The 19,995-nt window shown below is 39.0% G+C and carries 10 protein-coding genes; 5 read left to right on the forward strand and 5 right to left on the reverse strand.

What is annotated here, in order from left to right; genetic code table 11:
- Positions 1 to 77: 77 nt before the first annotated feature.
- The 3 genes from ACR1PO_RS13140 to dnaE all read right to left on the reverse strand — a co-directional run bounded on the left by ACR1PO_RS13140 (position 78) and on the right by dnaE (position 10,870).
- A complete protein-coding gene (locus ACR1PO_RS13140; RefSeq protein ID WP_433987043.1) occupies positions 78 to 2,402 on the reverse strand; it encodes a GEVED domain-containing protein in 2,325 nt (774 codons plus the stop codon).
- 168 nt (positions 2,403 to 2,570) lie between these two features.
- Positions 2,571 to 5,852 (reverse strand): fibronectin type III domain-containing protein, encoded by a 3,282-nt coding sequence (locus tag ACR1PO_RS13145; RefSeq protein WP_332389124.1) that lies wholly within the window; start codon positions 5,850 to 5,852, stop codon positions 2,571 to 2,573.
- 350 nt (positions 5,853 to 6,202) lie between these two features.
- The gene (dnaE, locus tag ACR1PO_RS13150; RefSeq protein ID WP_433987044.1) at positions 6,203 to 10,870 is read right to left on the reverse strand and encodes a DNA polymerase III subunit alpha; all 4,668 of its coding nucleotides are present in this window, start codon (positions 10,868 to 10,870) and stop codon (positions 6,203 to 6,205) included.
- 345 nt (positions 10,871 to 11,215) lie between these two features.
- Between dnaE and ACR1PO_RS13155 the strand changes: the two genes are divergently transcribed.
- From ACR1PO_RS13155 to ACR1PO_RS13165, 3 genes are all read left to right on the forward strand, one after another.
- Positions 11,216 to 13,288, forward strand: a complete 2,073-nt coding sequence (locus ACR1PO_RS13155) for an alpha-ketoacid dehydrogenase subunit alpha/beta (protein ID WP_433987045.1) — start codon at positions 11,216 to 11,218, stop codon at positions 13,286 to 13,288.
- Between the two features lie 114 nt (positions 13,289 to 13,402).
- On the forward strand, positions 13,403 to 14,431 hold the full coding sequence (locus ACR1PO_RS13160) for a bestrophin family protein (protein ID WP_131438487.1): 1,029 nt from the start codon (positions 13,403 to 13,405) through the stop codon (positions 14,429 to 14,431).
- 182 nt (positions 14,432 to 14,613) lie between these two features.
- Complete coding sequence (locus ACR1PO_RS13165; RefSeq protein ID WP_433987046.1) at positions 14,614 to 15,705, forward strand: serine hydrolase domain-containing protein; 1,092 nt, start codon at positions 14,614 to 14,616, stop codon at positions 15,703 to 15,705.
- Positions 15,706 to 15,740: 35 nt separating this feature from the next.
- On the opposite strand, the gene ACR1PO_RS13170 is transcribed toward ACR1PO_RS13165, so the two are convergent.
- Positions 15,741 to 16,199, reverse strand: a complete 459-nt coding sequence (locus tag ACR1PO_RS13170) for an Lrp/AsnC family transcriptional regulator (RefSeq protein ID WP_332389122.1) — start codon at positions 16,197 to 16,199, stop codon at positions 15,741 to 15,743.
- A gap of 157 nt (positions 16,200 to 16,356) precedes the next feature.
- Here ACR1PO_RS13170 and ACR1PO_RS13175 point away from each other — a divergent pair, with 157 nt between their 5' ends.
- Positions 16,357 to 17,586 carry an aminotransferase class I/II-fold pyridoxal phosphate-dependent enzyme gene (locus tag ACR1PO_RS13175; protein WP_433987047.1) on the forward strand — a complete coding sequence of 410 codons (1,230 nt, stop codon included), beginning with the start codon at positions 16,357 to 16,359 and terminating at the stop codon, positions 17,584 to 17,586.
- A 168-nt stretch (positions 17,587 to 17,754) separates the two neighbouring features.
- Here the strand turns inward: ACR1PO_RS13175 and ACR1PO_RS13180 are convergent, their stop codons facing one another.
- Positions 17,755 to 18,759 carry a glycosyltransferase family 2 protein gene (locus ACR1PO_RS13180; RefSeq protein WP_332389120.1) on the reverse strand — a complete coding sequence of 335 codons (1,005 nt, stop codon included), beginning with the start codon at positions 18,757 to 18,759 and terminating at the stop codon, positions 17,755 to 17,757.
- A gap of 207 nt (positions 18,760 to 18,966) precedes the next feature.
- Between ACR1PO_RS13180 and ACR1PO_RS13185 the strand changes: the two genes are divergently transcribed.
- On the forward strand, positions 18,967 to 19,980 hold the full coding sequence (locus ACR1PO_RS13185; RefSeq protein ID WP_433987048.1) for an SDR family NAD(P)-dependent oxidoreductase: 1,014 nt from the start codon (positions 18,967 to 18,969) through the stop codon (positions 19,978 to 19,980).
- The last annotated feature ends 15 nt before the right edge of the window (positions 19,981 to 19,995 follow it).

Genomic DNA, 19,995 nt, shown 5'->3' on the forward strand with positions numbered 1-19,995 from the left:
ACATCTAAATAAATCATTTACCAATAAAAATGACGGGTCAATGTGACCCGTCATTCTCTTTTTATTTAAATGATTAGTTACTTTTTAATTGCTTTAATGGTCTGCTTGGTCCCGTCCTTCATTTCAAGAGTTACCCAATAGACACCTTGCATTAAATCCTTTAAATGGATCGCAGATTCAGGGTTTGTCATAGTTTTCACCAATCTTCCTGCAGCATCTGTTACCGATATATTTTTTACATTCTTACTGTCAGAGATATTCAAAACATCTGTAAACGGATTAGGATAAACCTGGATTGTATTTTTTGCCACAGCAACTTCAGATGTTGCAAGGTTCGCATTGTTAATACTAATATCATCAATATACAGATAATACTGGTCAGAATCTGAATAGGCATTAAATCCAAAGAAATACACGCCTGTTACAGGAACTGTAAATGTCACAGACTCCGTATGGGCAACTCCATCATTGATTGAAGGATAATCTGCTACAGAACCTGTCATCGCTGCTGCATCCGGTGAAGTTCCATAGGCTACTTTCAATTTTTCAACATAGGTTGATGAGTTATTACCATACTTATAGCTGATGGTATACTGTACTCCTGCCGTTAAATTCAGTCCTTGTGTAAAGAACCAGGTATTGGCAGCGCTGGAAGAGTTATAATGATATTTCAATACATTAGTCGTGAATCCCTGGCTGTCAGAAGGTGGATCTGACGTTTCCCAATTATTTCCTGTTCCCGCATTAACATTCGTTGTACAGCCCGGAAGCGCCGGAACAGTAACATTTTCAAAATCTACAGTATAAGGAAGGCCGGAGCTTGAACATAATGTTGTAAATGAAGCCGACTCACTCCATACACTTTTACTGGTGGCACTGCATGCGGATCTTACCCATACATAATAAGCAGTAGAAGCTGTTAAGCTAGGAATATTATAGGTAGTCGCAGTAATTCCTGTGAAATTAGGTGTACTTGTTGATGTAGGTGCTGTATTGGTTGTACTGTAATAGATATCATATCCGTTCGCAGGGACGGGAGTTGCTCCTGTCCAGGAAACTGTAGCTCCAGCTGCACTAAGATTGGAAATGACTAATGCGCTAGGTTCACTACAAGCCGGTGCCACATCTATATTGATATCATCCACATATAATTTATTCATATTAGCATCAGAATAGGCCTGGAACCCAAAATAATAGACTCCTGTAGAAGCTGGTGTGAAATTTACAAAAGCACTTGTTGCCGCACTGGTGACAATATTCGGGTAATCTGCCAATGTATTGGTCATTCCTGCACCTGTAGCGGAAGTGCCGTAAGCTACTTTTAACTTTTCAGCGTACACAACTCCTTCTGCATTTGCATATTTATATTTTATCCTGTAGGTAACTCCAGCGGTAAGGTTAATTCCATTCGTGAAGAACCATGTATCAGCACTATTGGCATAGTCATAAGAATACTTAAGTACATTTCCTGTAAATCCTTGTGCATCCAGGTCATCTGTTTCCCACATGTTTCCTGAGCCGTCATTAACCACTGAGGTACAGTTCGGCAGGTCAGGAGGAGTTATACTTTCGAAATTCAGGGTATATGGTACTCCTACTGCAACGCAGGATGTCATAAATGTAGCCATTTGAGACCACGTACTTTTATCTGTAGCAGTACATACAGAACGTACCCATACATAATAAGTAGTTGCCGGTGCAAGTGAAGGCAGATTGGCAGTCAGTCCGGTGCTTGTTCCGGAAGCTACGGTAGTAGCAGGAGGATAGGTACTGGAAGTTGAATAGTAATATTCATAACCAATGCCCGGAGCAGAAGACGGAGCTGTCCATCCAATCTGGGCTGAATTCGCCGTTACGGCAGAAACAGTTACGGCAGAAGGAGCAAAACAGGTTGGAACCGCGCCAATTACTACTGTATAATCATGGGCTTCTCCATATCCATCCATATTACAAGGAATAGGATCACTCGAATAACGGTCACCTACCCTCATTCTGTAAGTACCGGGAGTAACGGTGGAAGGAATCGCTATAAGTCCCGAAGTAATATTGTTTCCACCTACAAAAGTACTGCTTGCAGAAGCTACAAGCTCCGGAGCTGCATCATCAAAAGTTCCGTCATTATTAAAATCTATCCAGATGCGTACATTCTGATCACTGTAATTATGTTTAACGCTAAAATCATAACTCAAACCTGCATTCAGGTTGATTGTCATAGAAGTGTAATCCCCGTATGCATCCGTAGAGCATCCTGTATTCGAATGATCAAATCCGGCACCCGGAATTTTAAAAGAATCTATCATGTCCCCTCCATCACAGCCACTGGCAAACTGAGGTATACAGTAAGTTTGGGCGGAGGATAAAAAGCCGGCTATAAAAAAACCAACAAGTAAAAAGTTTCTCATATAAAACAGTATTAGTTAATCAAATCTAGTGAAAATCAGTAATAAAAAAAATAATTTATTCATAATATGACAACAAATACAAATTTCCCTTCAACAAAAGACAATTCCACCTATAAAAAAAGACTGCCCAGTTTGAGCAGTCCTTTTTTCATATCATTTAAAAGTCACTTATCTTTTAATTGCTTTAATTGTTTGCTTAGATCCGTCTTTCATATTTAAAACAACCAGATATAATCCTTCTTTCAGATCTCTCAACTGAAGTTCAGAAGATGGTTTTTCAATTGTCTTAATCAATCTTCCGGAAACATCAACAATTGAAACGGACTGTACCTTAGAAACATCAGAAATTGTTAATGTATCAGTAAACGGATTCGGATATACATTAATATTATTCTCTTTCACAGCAGTTTCAGAGGTTCCCAAATTAGGATTTTGTTTTATTTCAACATTATCTAAAAGAACATCATCATAGAAGTATCCGTTACCATTTACATTTTTATTTACAGTAAACCTTACCTGAATAGTAGCCCCGATATAGGAAGCAGCTAAAGGAACAGCAACTGTTCTCCATTGATTCAGGTTTGTATTATCACTAAAGATCACTACCCAGCCATTTCCATCATTCACCTCTACAGTAAGTTTATTGTTGTCATAAGTAGATGGAGAAACCGTAGTAGATGTTGATGTTGAATGATTTTTAAACCAGTCAAAAGAAACAAGTGGTGCAGTTAATCCTGCCAGATTCACAGAAGGAGTAACCAATTGTACTGTATTGACTCCTGCTCCGCTATATGGTGAACTTGCATCTACCCAGGCATAAGTACCTGCCGGTTTTCCATTGTTAGCTGTATTGGCACCATAATCTGCTGATCCTGAGAATTTCCAGAAAAGATTCGCATCAGTAGTAGTTGCCGTAGGATTTACATTATTCCAGCAGCTTGGAGCAACTCCCGCATCAAAGTTTTGAGAGAAAGGAGCTGTTACTGCGTTACAAAGTGTAGTAAAAGCAGTTGCCGGAGAAGTCCAGACACTCTTGTCAGAAGCGCTGCATACAGATCTCACCCAAACATAATAGGTTGTAGAAGCCGATAAGCCGGATAAAGGCACTGAAGCTGTAGTACTGGTTCCCGAAGCAGTTGTAGAAGCTGTAGGAGCAGTATTGCTTGTAGAATAATAATATTCATATCCATTTCCAGGAGCTACAGCAGGAGCAGTCCAAGAAACAGTTGCGCCACCGTTTGTAACAGCAGAAACAGTAACACCTGATGGCTCTGAACAAGTAGGGGTAACATCTATATAAATATCATCAACATAAATCTGGTTCATATCCGCAGCAGAATAAGCCTGGAATCCGAAATAATAAACTCCCGTTGCACCTGGTGTAAAGTCTACGAAAGCACTTGTGGCAGTTCCACCGGTAATATTAGGGTAATCAGCTAAAGTATTTGTCATCGCTGCACCTGTAGCTGAAGATCCGTAAGCAACTTTTAATTTTTCAGGATACTGTGTTGTTCCTGTTGAATTTGCATATTTATATTTGATTCTGTAGCTAACTCCGGCTGTAAGGTTCAGCCCTTGTGTAAAGAACCACGTATTAGCAGCATTACTGCTGTTGTATGAGTAGTTAAGTACTTTTCCTGTAAAGCCAGTTGGTCCGGTCGCTGTTTTCCATAGATTTCCAGAACCATTATTAACAACTGTTGTACAGATAGGTAAAGCAGGCGTCGTAACATTTTCAAAGTCTAAAGTATAGGGTAAGTTGGTAGAATTACATATTGTCTGGAAAGACCTTACCGTACATGCTGTAGCCGGCCCTGTAATATTAGCTGTATATGCAGTAACAGAGTAATAATAAGCTGTTGAAAAATTTAAAGGAGAAGTGAAAGTATAAGATGTATTAGCTCCACCAGCAATATCCGTATCTAAAATATCATTTCCTCCTGAAGTTGTTCCAACTTTTAACTTGTAGCCTGTAGCTCCATTTACAGCATTCCATGTTATTGTAGGGGTTACACTTACTCCTGTAGCACTGGATGCCGGAGCGGTAACGGTAGGACAAAGACCTAATGTTGTAAAGTTGGCTGAACTTGACCATACTCCTTTATCTGTTCCGTTACAATTTCCTCTCACCCAATAATAATACTGAGTTGAAGGCGTCAGACCGGATAAATCTGCGGTTGTTATTCCGGCACCTACAGAACCTGAAGGAGTAGCCGTTGAAACAGGTGTTGTGGAAGATGTAGAATAATAATATTCATATCCGTTACCTGGCGGCGTTGTTGAAGCAGTCCAGCTTATCGTTGCAGTTTCAGGAGTTAAAGCAGAAGACGAAAGACCAGTAACTGTACTTGCACAGTTGGCCAATGTTGTAAAAGATCCTGCAGAAGCATAACCGCTTCCTGTTCCTGCAGCATTTGGAATATGAGAGTAAACAGATTGCACCGAACCATTTAAAGCCTGCACCTGTACCTGATACGTTGTATTCTGAGCCAGCCCTGTAATTGTGGCAGAAGTAGCAGAAACCGGATTACCAACGAAGTCAGTCCAGTCACAGCTTCCCACCGCTCTGTACTGAACATTGTAAGCCGTTGCACCTGTTGGAGCGGTCCAGTTGATTGTCGCGGCATTATTAGCAATTGCAGTTGCAGCAGCAAAAGTTCTCACTGGCGCCTGCGTGCCTGGAGTCCATTTATACTGCAGTCCGGCCGGAATTTTAACACTTGCATTGGTTGTACTGGAGAAAAGCATAGTGCTGCTATTAGCACTACCGGTAACAGCTTTAGACCAATCACAGGTAGTACCGGAAGGTACATTTCCAATCATCAGAGAGTTTACATTGGAAGCGTAGGTAGTACTATTTCCTCTTATTCCTACCTGAGGTGTACTGTTGGAAGTACTGGTTCCAGGATCTGTACAGTTTCCATATATGATTTTGATTTCTCCGGTAGCATACACAAGACGGATCTGAAAATTCAACCTTTCAGTAGATCTGTTGCTGTAATTGGCATGATCCTGCCACTGTACAACAAACTCAGTTCCCAGATCCTCATATCTTACTTCATGATTTCCGGGTGGCTGTGTTGTATCTGATGATGAAAAACCACCATCCTGCCCAAAGGCTGAAATAGCTCCTGTTGTTGAGCCCAGAGATGATAAAGGAGTATAATTTGTCCCTGAAGGCGCAGCTCCAAAGGCTATAAATCCATTAGCACTCACATAACATGTAGTCATGGCAACACCTCCAAAATTAAAAGGGGAAGAAAGAGGGATTGCCGCAGATACGTCATTATCATAAGTTGTATTATTTCCTACCGGAAATAATTTTGTCCCTCCCGTAATTGAGGTGTAAGTCACCCCCGTACTTTTAGAAAAAGTATAGTTGGCAACGTTGGTTTGTGCATAGACTCCCATACTTAAAGAAGCCAGACACGAAAGTAGTAATTTCTTCATAAATATAGTAATAATAAAAGTTAGGGCGGTAAATGTATAAATATTAATTTAAATTTTAAATAAAACACTAAAAAATATCATAAAATTTTAAATAAAAACAAATAAAAAGAACATAAAGACACAATAAAATCAAACGTTTATTTAATTTTGATATTTATTTCGCAATATGTTGAAAAATAACAAATAACTGACAATCAATATTTTAATTACCATACTATTAAAATAGACTTCAGAAAATTTTTCTAATTAACATAAAAACACGTTAATTTTTTTTCATAAACACCCTCAATATGCAAAAAAAAAAAAGAGTGACCTAAGCCACTCTTTTATATTCATATTTTATTTATATACTAATTCAAATAAAACTCATATTTATTCAATAACTGAATTTCTTTAATCAGATCTCCGTTCAGATCAACTGAATGTTTCATAGACTGCACTTCGATATGGGAATCATCTTCAAGGTTTTTAATAAAGAACTTCAGTTTTTGATTTCCTTTATTCCTATCCAGAACTGTCCTGAAAAAATCAAGGTCTTCAGGTCTTACATCCATTACATCCATCACAAGCGATATACTTTTTGCAAATCTTTCGAATGCTTCCTGAAGCTCTATAACGTCAACTACATTAACAAAGACTCTTCCGTCTTTCACCTGGGCAAATTTTATTTTAAAAATAACAAATCTCTGAACTTCCAGTTTTTCCTTCAGTCTCATATAATCCCTGTCTCCCAACCTGAATGAATATGACCCGGAATAGTCTTCCAGCGTAACAAAAGCCACTTTCTCACCACTTCTGAAACCATCCTGAACTCTGTATTCCGTAATAAGGCCGGCTACAGTATACTCTTTTCCTCCGCCGCCATTTTCTCTTTCTTTCTGAAGGGTTTTCCAGTCTTTCTTTTTCTCTTCAAACAATTCCTCCTGCTTGTTGGCAAAAGCCTGCTCTTTGTAAGCATCCACCTCATCGAGATTCAGGAACAGGAAATTTCCTTTGGGTTCTGCTTTTTTGGTCACTTCTTCTATAACTTCTTCTTCTCCCACTGACAAATCATCAGAAACAATCTCGCTTAAATCAACAGCATCATCCTGGGAATCAGGCTCAAGAACAGGAGCTTCATCTGTAACGATTTTCTCCTCCACTCCTTTTTCCAGGACCGCTTTCTTGGAAAGCTGCCCCTGCATAAACTGGAACTGATATTTAAATTCATCCAGCGGATGTGCAGAAAGGTAGAAACCAATAATCTCTTTTTCTTTATTGAGCTTATGCATATTAGGCCATTCAGGACATGGTGCAAGTTTAGGCTGCTCAATCTGAACTTCTTCCGCAAAATCTGCAAATAACGAGTGTTCCATCTCATTTTTACTTTCCTGGAAGCTTTGCCCGTATCTGATCAGTCTTTCCAGGTTGGTTTTCCCGGCCATATCAATATCAAAATACTGACCTCTGTGGAAAGAATCCAGCTCATCAAATGCACCGGCAAGCACCAAACTCTCCGCTACCCTCTTGTTCATCTGGGAAGGTAAAATTCTTTCAAAGAAATCGTAAATATTTTTGAATCTTCCGTTTTCCCTTTCTCTGGTGATCGCCTCACTTGGGCCTTCACCAATTCCCTTAATCGCTCCCAACCCAAAACGGATCTGTCCTTTTTCGTTTACTGAGAATTTATATTGAGATTCATTAACATCAGGACCTAATACATCTACTCCCATACTTTTACAATCTTCCATGAACATGGTAATTGAATCCGTATTGTTAATGTTGTTACTCATCACACTCGCCATGTATTCTGCCGGGTAATTGGCTTTTAAATAAGCGGTCTGATAAGCGATAAAGGCATAACATGTTGAGTGAGACTTATTGAAGGCATATTCTGCAAAGGCTTTCCAGTCATTCCAGATTTTCTCCAGTCTCTCTTCATTCAGGTTGTTTTTACGGCCACCTTCAATGAATTTCGGGTACATTTTATTCAGAACGTCAATCTGCTTTTTACCCATTGCTTTCCTTAGCGTATCAGCCTCACCTTTGGTAAAATTGGCCAGCTTCTGGGATAAAAGCATTACCTGCTCCTGATAAACGGTAATCCCGTATGTTTCTTTTAAATATTCTTCCGTTTCCGGTAAGTCATAGACGATTTCTTCAATTCCATGCTTTCTGTTGATAAAGTTTGGAATATATTTAATCGGGCCCGGACGGTACAAAGCATTCATTGCAATAAGGTCGGCAAAAACCGTTGGTTTAAGCTCCCTCATATACTTTTGCATGCCGGGACTTTCATACTGGAAAATCCCTACTGTTCTTCCTTCTTTAAATAACTGATAGGTTTTGGCATCATCAAGCGGAATAAGATCCGGATCAATATCTACTCCATGCCGTGCCTTCACCAGTTTTAAAGCATCTTTAATGATCGTCAGTGTTCTGAGTCCTAAAAAGTCCATCTTCAGAAGGCCTGCACTTTCCGCCACCGAGTTGTCAAACTGAGACACCAGGATATCAGCATCTTTGGCTGCAATCGTCACAGGAACCAGATTACTCACATCTTCAGGTGTGATGATCACCCCACAGGCGTGAATTCCGGTATTTCTGATACAGCCTTCCATCTTTTTAGCACTGGCCAGAACACCGTGCCGCGAATCATCCGGACTCTCCAGAACGTACCTCATTTCATCAACGAGCATCTGTTCTTCCGGCTTTAGTTTATCATATTTCGCCAAAGCTTTGGCAATATTCATTCCGGGTGTGGAAGGAATCAGCTTGGCAATATTATTCGTATCCGGAATCGGAACATCCAGTACTCTTCCGGCATCTTTAATCGCAGACTTCCCTCCAAGTACAGAATAGGTAATAATCTGTGCTACCTGACTCTGTCCGTATTTTTCAATTACCCACTTGATAACCCTGTCTCTTCCTTCATCATCAAAATCAATATCAATATCGGGCATAGATACCCTTTCCGGGTTCAGGAACCTCTCAAAAAGGAGGTCGTATTTAATAGGGTCTACATTGGTAATTCCAATACAGTAAGCTACTGCAGATCCTGCAGCGGAACCCCTTCCCGGACCAACCCAAACGCCCATTTTACGGGCTTCATTACAGAAATCCTGTACAATAAGGAAGTATCCAGGATAACCGGTATTGGCAATTACTTCAAGCTCAAAGTCAAGACGTTCCTTAATTTCTTCAGTAATACCATCTGCTCCATATCTGTTTTTTGCCCCTTCATAGGTAAGATGCGTCAAATAAGCCATCTCTCCTCTTTTCCCTCCGTCTGCCTCATCCTCTGCATGGATAAATTCTTCGGGAATATCAAACTTCGGCAGGAGTACATCTCTTTTTAAGGTATAAGGTTTAAATTTTGCCGTAAATTCTTCATAAGCATCAAATGCATCCGGATAAGCTAAAAAGGCTTCTTTTATCTCATCAGAATTCTTGATGTAATACTCACCTGTCGCCAGCCCTCTTCGTTTTCCAAATCCTTTTCCGATAGGTGTTGTGAGTTTTTCACCATCTTTGATACAGCTTACAATATCCTGGATATTGGCATCATCTTTATTGGTGTAAAAAGTCTCGTTCTGAGCTAAGATTTTGACATTATACTTATCCGCCAGATATAAAAGCACTTCATTCAAATGCTCTTCTTCAGGCAGTTTATGATTCTGAATCTGGACATAGAAATCATCTTCAAAAGTATCTTTCCACCATTTGAAAAGCTCTTCCCCTTTCTGTTCACCGGTATTTAAGATGGCATCAGGAATATCTCCCATAATCCCGGAAGTTAAAGCTATAACTCCTTCTTTATACTGGGCAATCAGTTCACGGCTTACCCTTGGAACTCCAAAATAGAATCCTTTAAGGAAACCAATACTGGAAAGCTTTGCCAGGTTTTTATACCCGTTAAAATCTTTTGCCAGAAGCACTACCTGCGTTCTCCTGTCAGGATCATCCTTGGTAAACTGCTTTTGCTCGTAACGGTCTGAAATATAAAATTCACACCCCACGACAGGAATAAGCGGTTCTGAAACAGGTTCTTCTTCATTAAATTCTGTTCCGTTTTCTTCTGCTTCCTGTTTTTTAGCAAGATATTCTTTATGTTTTTTCGCTCTGTCTGCATTAGCCCCTTCCACTGCTGAAACGAACTTAAAAGCTCCCATCATATTTCCGAGATCCACCATTCCGACAGCTGGAAAGTTTTCATCAGAAGCTTTTTTAATCAGATCATTGATACTTGAAGTAGCTGTAAGTGTAGAGAAAACACTATGGTTATCAAAATTGAAATATTTACCTAAATCAATTTCATCAATGCTTCCAAAATCCTGTTGCTTTTTCTTATTATGAAAATCAGCAACCTGCCTTCTGATAACAATATTGAAAGGCTTTATCGGACCCGGGTAAAGACTCTTGAAATAAGCCAGCTGGTCTTCCGAAATCTTTAATGTTTCTGCAGGAACCACCCCAATTCTTACCATTTCGAAGAAAGCTCTGGCCGTTGCATTAACATCGGCTGCAGCATTATGGGCTTCATCAAACTTACTTCCGTAAAGCTTCTCATAAAGCTCTTCAAGTTTCGGAGGTTTAAATCTTCCTCCACGACCTCCACCAAGCTGACAGAAGTCGGTACCCAAAATCATGGTATCCGCTTTGGGCTTTTCCTGGAGATTGTCTTTAAGATTCTTCCTGTAAAATTCTGCTCCTACAATATTATAGTCGAACTCTACATTATGCCCGGAAACCACTCTTACCTTTTCCAAAACTTTGGAAAATTCTTCCAAAATCTCCTGAAGATCTCGTCCTTCCTCATTGGCAATTTTCGTGGTAATCCCGTGAATCCTAGCTGCGTTGAAGGGAATATCATACCCTTCAGGTTTTATTATATAATCCTGGTTTTCAATCAAGTTCCCGTCATCATCGTGCAGCTGCCAGGCAATCTGTACCATTCTCGGCCAGTTATCCGAATCTGAAAGCGGAGCGTTGAAATTTTTTGGTAAACCGGTTGTTTCTGTGTCAAAAATTAAATACATATAATGCTCTAACTTTTTTATAAAAGAGAATGTAAAGTTACTTCATTTTTTCGAATTACATTCTGAATATTACAAGATAAACAATCAACATTTTTGAAACTCAATATCGAAATTATCAATAAAAATACCTTAACTGCGCATAGAAATCAATAGCCTATAAAAAAACTTAATTATTATAATTATCCAGAAATTCATTTATCTTCTCACACTTAAATTAGCAAAACAGAAGGCTAAAAAAGACTTATCTTAAAAAAAATAATTATAGAATATGCAGTAAATCAATGAATTTATTACAAAATACTAACAGTTGTTAGTATTTTGTTTTTTTATGTATATTTGCTTCCTATGGAAAATGCACTTCACGAAAAAGTTTCTCAAGATATATTACTCAAAGCGTATAATCATATGATGCTCGCCAAGGCAATGGCTGATATTTACGAAGAAAACAGAAACGTATGCAAATATGTTCACAGTACTTCAAGAGGTCACGAAGCCATCCAGCTTGCAACAGCTTATCAGTTAAAAAAAGAAGACTGGGTTTCTCCTTATTACAGAGATGAAAGTATTCTTTTAGGCATTGGTTTTGAACCTTACCAATTAATGCTCCAATTACTGGCTAAAGCTGACGACCCTTTTTCGGGAGGAAGATCTTACTATTCGCATCCTTCCAGCAGAGATGAGAACAAGCCAAAGATCATTCACCAGAGTTCCGCAACCGGAATGCAGACTATACCTACGACGGGAGTAGCACAGGGAATCAAATATATTCAGGATTTTAACCTTCAGAATTTTGAAAACAACCCTGTTGTTGTCTGCAGTCTTGGGGACAATTCAGTTACAGAAGGTGAAGTGAGTGAGGCATTACAGTTTGCTGCCCTGCACCAGCTTCCTATCATCTTTCTTGTTCAGGATAATGAATGGGGAATTTCTGTAACCAAGGAAGAAGCAAGAACTTGTGACGCCTACGATTTTGTAGCAGGATTCACAGGATTAAGCAGAATGAGAGTAGACGGAACTGATTTTGTGGAAAGTTTCGAAGCTATGAAAAAAGCTGTAGATTTTGTAAGAACGGAAAGAAAACCTTTAGTTGTTTGCGCCAAAACAGTACTGATCGGACATCATACTTCCGGAGTAAGAAGAGAATTCTATAGAGATGAAGAAGATTTAACTAAACACAGAGCAAAAGATCCGGGAGAAATCCTTAGAAAATATTTACTGGAAGCAGGTGTTGACGAAGATCTTTTAAAGCAAATTACAAAAAAAGCACGTCTTGAAACAGAAGAAGCTTTCGAAAAAGCTAAAAACGCAGAAGACCCGAAGCCTGAAACCGTAATGCAGCATGTTTTTGCTCCTACTCCTATCACGGAAGAAACAGGAACACGTGAACCTGCTAACGGTGAAAAAATTGTAATGGTAGACGCCGCAATCCACGCCATTCAGGAATTAATGTGGAAACATCCTGAGGCCCTTCTTTATGGACAGGATGTAGGAGAAAGGATAGGTGGGGTTTTCCGTGAAACGGTTACGCTAGGAAAAAAATTCGGAAGCAAAAGAGTGTTTAACACGGCTATTCAGGAAGCTTATATTATTGGGTCTACAGCTGGCATGAGTGCTGTTGGATTAAAACCGATCGTTGAAGTTCAGTTTGCTGACTATATCTATCCGGGTATTAACCAGTTAATTACAGAGATTTCAAAATCAAGTTATTTAAGTGGCGGGAAATTCCCGGTAAGCAATATTATCCGTGTTCCTATCGGAGCATATGGAGGTGGCGGACCTTACCACAGTGGAAGTGTTGAAAGTATTCTTGCCAATATCAAAGGAATCAAAATAGCATACCCAAGCAATGCTGCAGACTTTAAAGGTTTATTAAAAGCAGCCTATTACGACCCGAATCCTGTAGTGATGCTTGAGCACAAAGGATTATACTGGAGTAAAGTTCCGGGAACTGAAGATGCAAAAACCATAGAACCGGCCGAAGACTATATACTTCCGTTCGGAAAAGGTAAAGTAATCATCGAAGCTGATCAGGCTGAAACAGAAAAAGGCAGAACTTTATTGGTCGTTACTTATGGTATGGGTGTTTACTGGGCTAAAGAAGCAGCCAAAAATTTCAACGGAAGAGTTGAAGTGATCGATTTAAGAACTTTAATTCCTCTTGATGAAGAACTTGTTTTCGAAAAAGTGAAAACACATGGAAAGTGTATTGTTCTAACTGAAGAGCAACTTAATAACTCATTTGCAGAAGCATTTGCACACCGTATTTCTAAAAACTGCTTCAGGTATCTTGATGCTCCTGTAGAAACAATGGGATCACTGGATGTACCTGCTGTACCCATCAATCTTGTACTGGAAAAAGAAATGCTTCCGAATGCAGAGAAGCTTTCCAAGAAGATCGAAGAAATGCTGAAATATTAAATATATGAAACCTCTGATTTTTCAGAGGTTTTTTTATTAATTTTAATAAACAGAACGGATACCTCATTTTGGTATTCATTTTGTTTATATGCACTCCAAATTTCATACGTTTTTATGATTACAACCAAATATGTTAATTATAAGCAGGTTCTCAATTTATCAGGTTTTCACCTCATCCTGATTTCAATCTGGTGTACCCTGATCGCTGTGCTGTTCTATTTCTTCAACTGGCAATGGATGACCATTCCATGGGTTCCTGTTGCCCTGATTGGTACTGCAGAAGCATTCCTTGTGGGTTTTAAAAACAACCAGGCGTACGACAGACTTTGGGAAGCCAGAAAAATCTGGGGTGGAATTGTGAATTCAAGCCGCTCGTTTGCTTCTATGGTATACGCTTTTGATACTAAAAATGAAGAAATCGGTGTATTTGATCTTGAAGACCGTAAAAGAAAAATTGTTTACCGCCATATTGCATGGCTGTATACTTTCCGTGAGCAGCTTCTGGTTCCAACGGAATGGGAGCATATCAGTACAGAAAATAAATTCGGGAACATCAACCTGAGAAGGAACAGACTGATCAAAGCAGGATTTCCTGATTACGGAAGAGCTCCTATTTTCTTACATAAATACCTTTCAGAAGAGGAATATGATCTTAAAAATGATTATAAAAACTTCGCTACTTACCTGATTGCCCAACAGGCAAAAGATATCAATGAGCTGAAAAACATGAATGCTATCACAGATTTTAACCAGACTCAGCTGCAGAACAGTCTGAATGAATTTTATAATTTCCAGGGGCAGGCAGAAAGAATCAAGAAATTTCCTTCACCAAGACAATTTGCCAGTACAGCCTTTGTTTTTAATATCCTGTTTATCATGCTTCTTCCATTAGGATTGGTAAACGAGTTCGCAAAGCTTGGCGACTGGGGAATCTGGACCTCAATTCCTTTCTGTATCATCATCGGATGGATCTATATCATTATGGAACTGGTGGGAGATTATTCCGAAAATCCTTTTGCAGGGCTGATGTTTGACGTTCCTATGCTTTCTATCTGCAGAACCATTGAAATTGATCTTCTTCAGCTAGGCGGAGAAACAGAACTTCCTGATCCTATCTCTTCCAAAAACGGAGTTCTGGTATAATTTCTTTTTCCAAAAATCATTGTAAAAAAATTTCAAAGTATATTTCAAATTTCATTGTTATTTCATAACTTAGAGAGTTGAAAACATCAGCTGAAATCTGTCCAAAATTGGGGTATTATTCTATTTCGGACAGATTTTAATTTATAATTTTCTCCACTAATAATTTATCCTTTTTTTTAACAATGAGATCCAAGCAAGTACTGCAGGTTATGACAATGCTGTGTCTTATCCTATCCTGTCCTGAAGTAAAGTCACAGGCTGCTTTCAACAAAGAATTACCCAAAGAATTCACAGACAGATTTACCAAAGAAATCAACGACAGTATTCCTTCTCTGGGATCTTTCATTGTTTCTCAGAATGACAGGATAATTTATGAGCAATATTCTCACGGAGCCGGCAAAGAGACTGTTTTCAGTATAAAATCTGTTACCAAAAGTATCGTTTCTGTTCTTGCGGGAATTGCAAAGGATAAAAACTTACTTCCCAATCTCAACACTCCGGTTTTAAAAATCCTTCCGGAATACAATGTTTCAAGGAGCAGTTTCAAAAATATTTCCAATATCGAAGGAAAAGTGCTTCACGATTCAATAAGAAATACATTAACGTTAAAAAATCTGCTGACCATGCAGGGAGGATTTGACTGGGTTGAAAATTCAAAAATCTCAACAGCGATGTCATTTTCCGGTGATCCTGTGAAGTTTGTGCTGGATCTTCCTTTTGAGGAGTATCCGGGAACTGTATTCAATTACAACAGCGGCGAATCTCACCTTTTTGGCGCTGCACTGGCAAAAATTGTAAAAACCAGTCTGAAGCAATTTGCAACAGAAAATCTTTTCAGACCTTTAAAAATGAACGTTTCCCAATGGGATACGGATTCAATGAACAGAAATCTTGCAGGGTCTGAGCTTTTTATGAAGCCTGAAGATATGTTGAAATTTGGCTTAATGATCCTGAACAACGGAAAATTGGGAGGCAGGCAGATTGTATCCCAGAAGTGGATCCAGGAATCTACAGCTGAACACGTAAAACTGGATTCCTGGGATGTAATGCCGGATGCCAACGGATATGGCTATTACTGGTGGCGAAGAAAAACCAACGGTCACCAGGCTTTTGTAGCAACCGGCTATGGAGGACAGCTTATCTGTGTCATCCCGGATTTAAAAACGGTTATCGTGACGACCTGTTTTTTGAATGACAAAAACAGAGGCAGAACCGAGATTAAAAGGCTTCATTATTTTATTGATAAAGTCACCAAGGAGATTGATAAGGATTAATCTCCCGTTCAATTTAAGTCAAAAGTTTCGGTAATCTATAATACGATTGCTGTTGTATTTTTTACTTCGGAAATCATAAATGAACTGTGTGTGCTTGCAATATGCTGAAGCGTTGTAAGTTTCGTCAGCATAAAACTGCGGTAATCTTCAATATCTTTCACCCCTATCTTAAGGATATAATCATAATCTCCGCTTACATGAAAGCATTCTGTAACTTCTTCAAGATCCATCACTTCCTTCTCAAACTGAAGTACAAATTCTTTTTTGTGCTGGCTTAATTTTACGTGGCAAAGCACAATAAAGTTTTTCTTAACTTTACTCTTGTCCAGCAAGGCTACATATTTTGAAATAACGCCCGCATTTTCAAGCTTTTTGACACGCTCATAAATTGCTGTAACAGACAATCCCAGCTTACCGGACAGTTCTTTGGTGGTTTGTTTGCAGTCTTCCTGTAAAAAATACAGGAGTTTCCTGTCAGTTTCGTCAAGTTCCATAGATATTTTTTTGGTGAAAATTTAACAATCCCGAAGATACTAAATATTTTTTCTAAATAACCAATATTTTACAGTTTTATTTTCTATAAATTCAAATTTATGTTGTAATAATTAACAAATTAATGCAAATTGAGACCATAAAATAAAAACGATATTTATGGAAAACTTTAACGCAGCCAATGAGATCCAGGATCTTCAGTATTTTGGTGAATTCGGAGGAGTGAATCCTTCTATCTCTGACAGCTCTACGTATACATTCCTTTCTGCAAAGACCATGTTTGATACTTTTGAAGGAAATGCTGAAGGATGCTATCTGTATTCCAGACATTCATCCCCGATGAACCTTTACCTGGCTCAGGCTCTTGCCAAGATGGAAAACACAGAATCAGCCAATGTTACAGCATCCGGTATGGGAGCTATCACTTCCGTTTTAATGCAGGTATGCAAAAGCGGAGACCATATTATTTCAAGCAGAACCATCTACGGAGGAACCTATGCTTTTCTTAAAAACTTCTTTCCCCAGTTTAATGTAGCAACTACTTTTGTTGATATCAACAATTTCGAATCTATAGAAAATGCCATCACTCCCAATACTAAGGTTATTTATTGCGAAAGTGTGAGCAATCCGCTTCTTGAGGTGGCAGACCTTCGAAAACTTTCTGAAATCTGTAAAAAACATAACCTGAAACTGATTGTAGACAATACCTTCTCTCCTCTTTCGATCTCTCCTACATTATTCGGGGCAGATGTTGTGATTCACAGCCTGACAAAATTCATCAACGGAAGCAGTGATACGGTAGGAGGTGTATATTGTGCCACACAGGCTTTCATTGACGATACTAAAAATGTGAATTCAGGAGCATGTATGCTTCTTGGGCCTACGATGGACAGTTTGAGATCTTCAAGCATTCTGAAAAACCTGAGGACATTACATATCCGAATCAAACAACATAGCCACAATGCCATGTATCTTGCGGAAAGATTCGAAAAAGACGGATTAAAAGTATCTTATCCGGGATTGCCATCACACAAAAACCATGAATTGATGAAAAGCATGATTCATGAAGAGTACGGATACGGAGGATTGCTGACGCTGGATGCCGGAACTACAGAAAAAGCAAACGAACTGATGGAACTGATGCAGACAGAAAACCTGGGTTATCTCGCAGTAAGCTTAGGCTTCTATAAAACCTTATTCTCATGCTCAGGAAAATCTACCTCCTCTGAAATTCCTGAAGAAGAAAGGGCTTCCATAGGCATTTCTGACGGGCTGATCAGATTCTCCATCGGTCTTGACCACGATATCAAAAGAACTTACCAGAAAATGAAGGAATGTATGCTGAAAGTAGGAGTTCTTAACCACCATGAAAACATTTCCATATCCTAAATTTATTGTAAAAGGCTGTTTCGTTTTTGAAACAGCCTTTTTTATTTTGGTTTAAATCACAACATATAATTTTAGATTCCTACGGAATGACAACTTTGTGTATAATAATTCCTGCTAAAGAAAATCAATAGGAATGGGCTTTAGCCCAAACTTAAAAATTACATCTTACTATTTCTTATAATAATGATGCGGAAAGGCATCCTCAGGTTTCATTCTGAAAACATTCAGCAAAATCCAGGATTTTAAGAAACCATATCCGTAAGAAAACATCTGGATATAAGTGGAAATAACCGCCATTCCGGCAATACTGATATTTTTAGTCAGGAATAAGGCATGAAACAACACCAGGAAAGTATACAAGCCATAAAAAGCAAGGATGATTCCTCTATGCATGATGAAATACTCCAGGAAGCCCATTACATATCCTAACATAAATAAGGTAGGAAATGCGAAAGAGATTTTCACATAATCCGGATGTCTCTGGTTAAGAATCGGCCTTGCACAACCAAACTGATAGACCTGTTTGGAAAATTTCCCAAAATCGACTCTGCGTTTATGATAAACGGCAATATCATCAAAAAAAGCAGTGGTAAATCCGTTTTCCCAAAGCGTCATAGAAAGATCCGGATCCTCACCGATTCTCATTTCAGAAAACCCGCCCACTTTCTTAAAGACTTCTTTTTTCACGCCCATATTAAAACTTCGGGGCTGAAATTTGGAAACCGCTTTCTTACTTCCCCTGATTCCTCCGGTTGTAAACACCGATGTCATAGAATAGGAAATGGCTTTCTGCATCAGGTTAAATCCTTTATGCGCTTTATCTGCTCCTCCAAAAGCATCACAGGGAATGGTCAGGATATCGTTTTTAATATGCTCTATATAATCTTTTTCAACGATGACATCACTGTCTACAAATACCAGCCACTCATTTGCTGCTCTTGCTGCACCATAGTTTCGGGTCAGTCCGGGTCCTGAATTATCTTTTCTGAAATATTTAATATCCAGAATTCCATCAAAATTTTTAATGGTAGGCTTCAGGTCGATGAGAGAACCATCATCTACAATAATGATCTCGAACTCCTTATCCGTCTGCTGGGTAAGGGAAGTCAGCAACTCAAAAAGTTCGTCTTTTCGGTTATAAATAGCAACGACAATGGAAATAGTGGGCTTCAAATTGAAAATTTTTCAAAATTACTTATTCGCGGAACAACCTACAAACAGTTTAACAGCTTATTCAGAGAAATTAACGATATTGAGTTTATTTACCTTAATGAATGGGGATTACACATGAAATTCTGGACCAAGTTATTTGGCATTTTAAACAAAATAAGCACCGGGAATCCATCCTAATTTTGCTATAGAAATTTAAACCAATAAAAAATGGAAACAATGATCAGCGCATTACAGCAACCTATTAACTCAGGCTTTAATGCTTATTCAACAGCTCAGGAAGTTATTCAGGGAATTGATCTGACCGGAAAAACGGTGATCATTACCGGCGGTTATGCAGGAATAGGTCTCGAAACCACAAAAGCACTTACTTCAGCCGGAGCCCATGTTATTATTCCTGCAAGGGATATTGAAAAGGCAGGAAAAAATCTCACAGGAATTGAAAATATTGAACTTGAAAAAATGGATCTGATGGACCCGGCATCCATTGATGCTTTTGCAGAACGATTTACAGCATCAGGCCGGAGTCTGGATATTCTTATTAATAATGCAGGAATCATGTGGGTACCTCTCCGCAGGGACAGCAGAGGCATCGAGTCTCAACTGGCAACCAATTATCTGGGACAGTTCCATCTTACCGCAAAACTATGGCCGGCACTGAAAAAATCAAATGGTGCACGGGTTATCAGTGTTTCTTCTTATGGACATCAGATGGCACCGTTTGATTTTAAAGATCCCAATTTTGAGAGGAGAGAGTATGATACCCTTTCCGGATACGGACAATCCAAAACGGCCTGTAATTTATTTGCTGCAGCATTGGATGAAAGAGGTAAAGAACACCATATCAGAGCCTATTCTGTTCATCCGGGTTCTGTGTATGGGACTGATCTGGGAAGAGAAGAACCTATCGAACTTTTTAAACAGCTTGGGACACACGATGAAAACGGAAATATCAAACCTGAAGTACAAACCCGGTTAAAAACAATCCCACAAGGAGCTGCCACTACAGTCTGGTGTGCTGTAAGTCCGTTACTTCAAGAAATCGGAGGCGTTTACTGTGAAAACTGTGATATTGCTGAAATAGACAGAGGACAAATTGAGCACAGGTTTGATGAACCGGCAACCATCCGTGGAGTACAGCCCTATTCTATTGATACGGAAAATGCAGAACGTTTATGGAAATTAAGTGAAGAGATGCTTGGATTCCGGTTTGAAACCAAGTAATTGTTTTTAAATACA

Origin of the sequence: Chryseobacterium amylolyticum (assembly GCF_051011775.1) — a bacterium.
Classification (GTDB): domain Bacteria; phylum Bacteroidota; class Bacteroidia; order Flavobacteriales; family Weeksellaceae; genus Chryseobacterium.

What these genes read in the sequence shown, in the direction of transcription:
- ACR1PO_RS13140 (WP_433987043.1), bottom strand. Translation starts at nt 2,402, where the DNA reads ATGAGAAACTTTTTACTTGTTGGTTTTTTTATAGCCGGCTTTTTATCC.
- ACR1PO_RS13145 (WP_332389124.1), bottom strand. Translation starts at nt 5,852, where the DNA reads ATGAAGAAATTACTACTTTCGTGTCTGGCTTCTTTAAGTATGGGAGTC.
- dnaE (WP_433987044.1), bottom strand. Translation starts at nt 10,870, where the DNA reads ATGTATTTAATTTTTGACACAGAAACAACCGGTTTACCAAAAAATTTC.
- ACR1PO_RS13155 (WP_433987045.1), top strand. Translation starts at nt 11,216, where the DNA reads ATGGAAAATGCACTTCACGAAAAAGTTTCTCAAGATATATTACTCAAA.
- ACR1PO_RS13160 (WP_131438487.1), top strand. Translation starts at nt 13,403, where the DNA reads ATGATTACAACCAAATATGTTAATTATAAGCAGGTTCTCAATTTATCA.
- ACR1PO_RS13165 (WP_433987046.1), top strand. Translation starts at nt 14,614, where the DNA reads ATGAGATCCAAGCAAGTACTGCAGGTTATGACAATGCTGTGTCTTATC.
- ACR1PO_RS13170 (WP_332389122.1), bottom strand. Translation starts at nt 16,199, where the DNA reads ATGGAACTTGACGAAACTGACAGGAAACTCCTGTATTTTTTACAGGAA.
- ACR1PO_RS13175 (WP_433987047.1), top strand. Translation starts at nt 16,357, where the DNA reads ATGGAAAACTTTAACGCAGCCAATGAGATCCAGGATCTTCAGTATTTT.
- ACR1PO_RS13185 (WP_433987048.1), top strand. Translation starts at nt 18,967, where the DNA reads ATGGAAACAATGATCAGCGCATTACAGCAACCTATTAACTCAGGCTTT.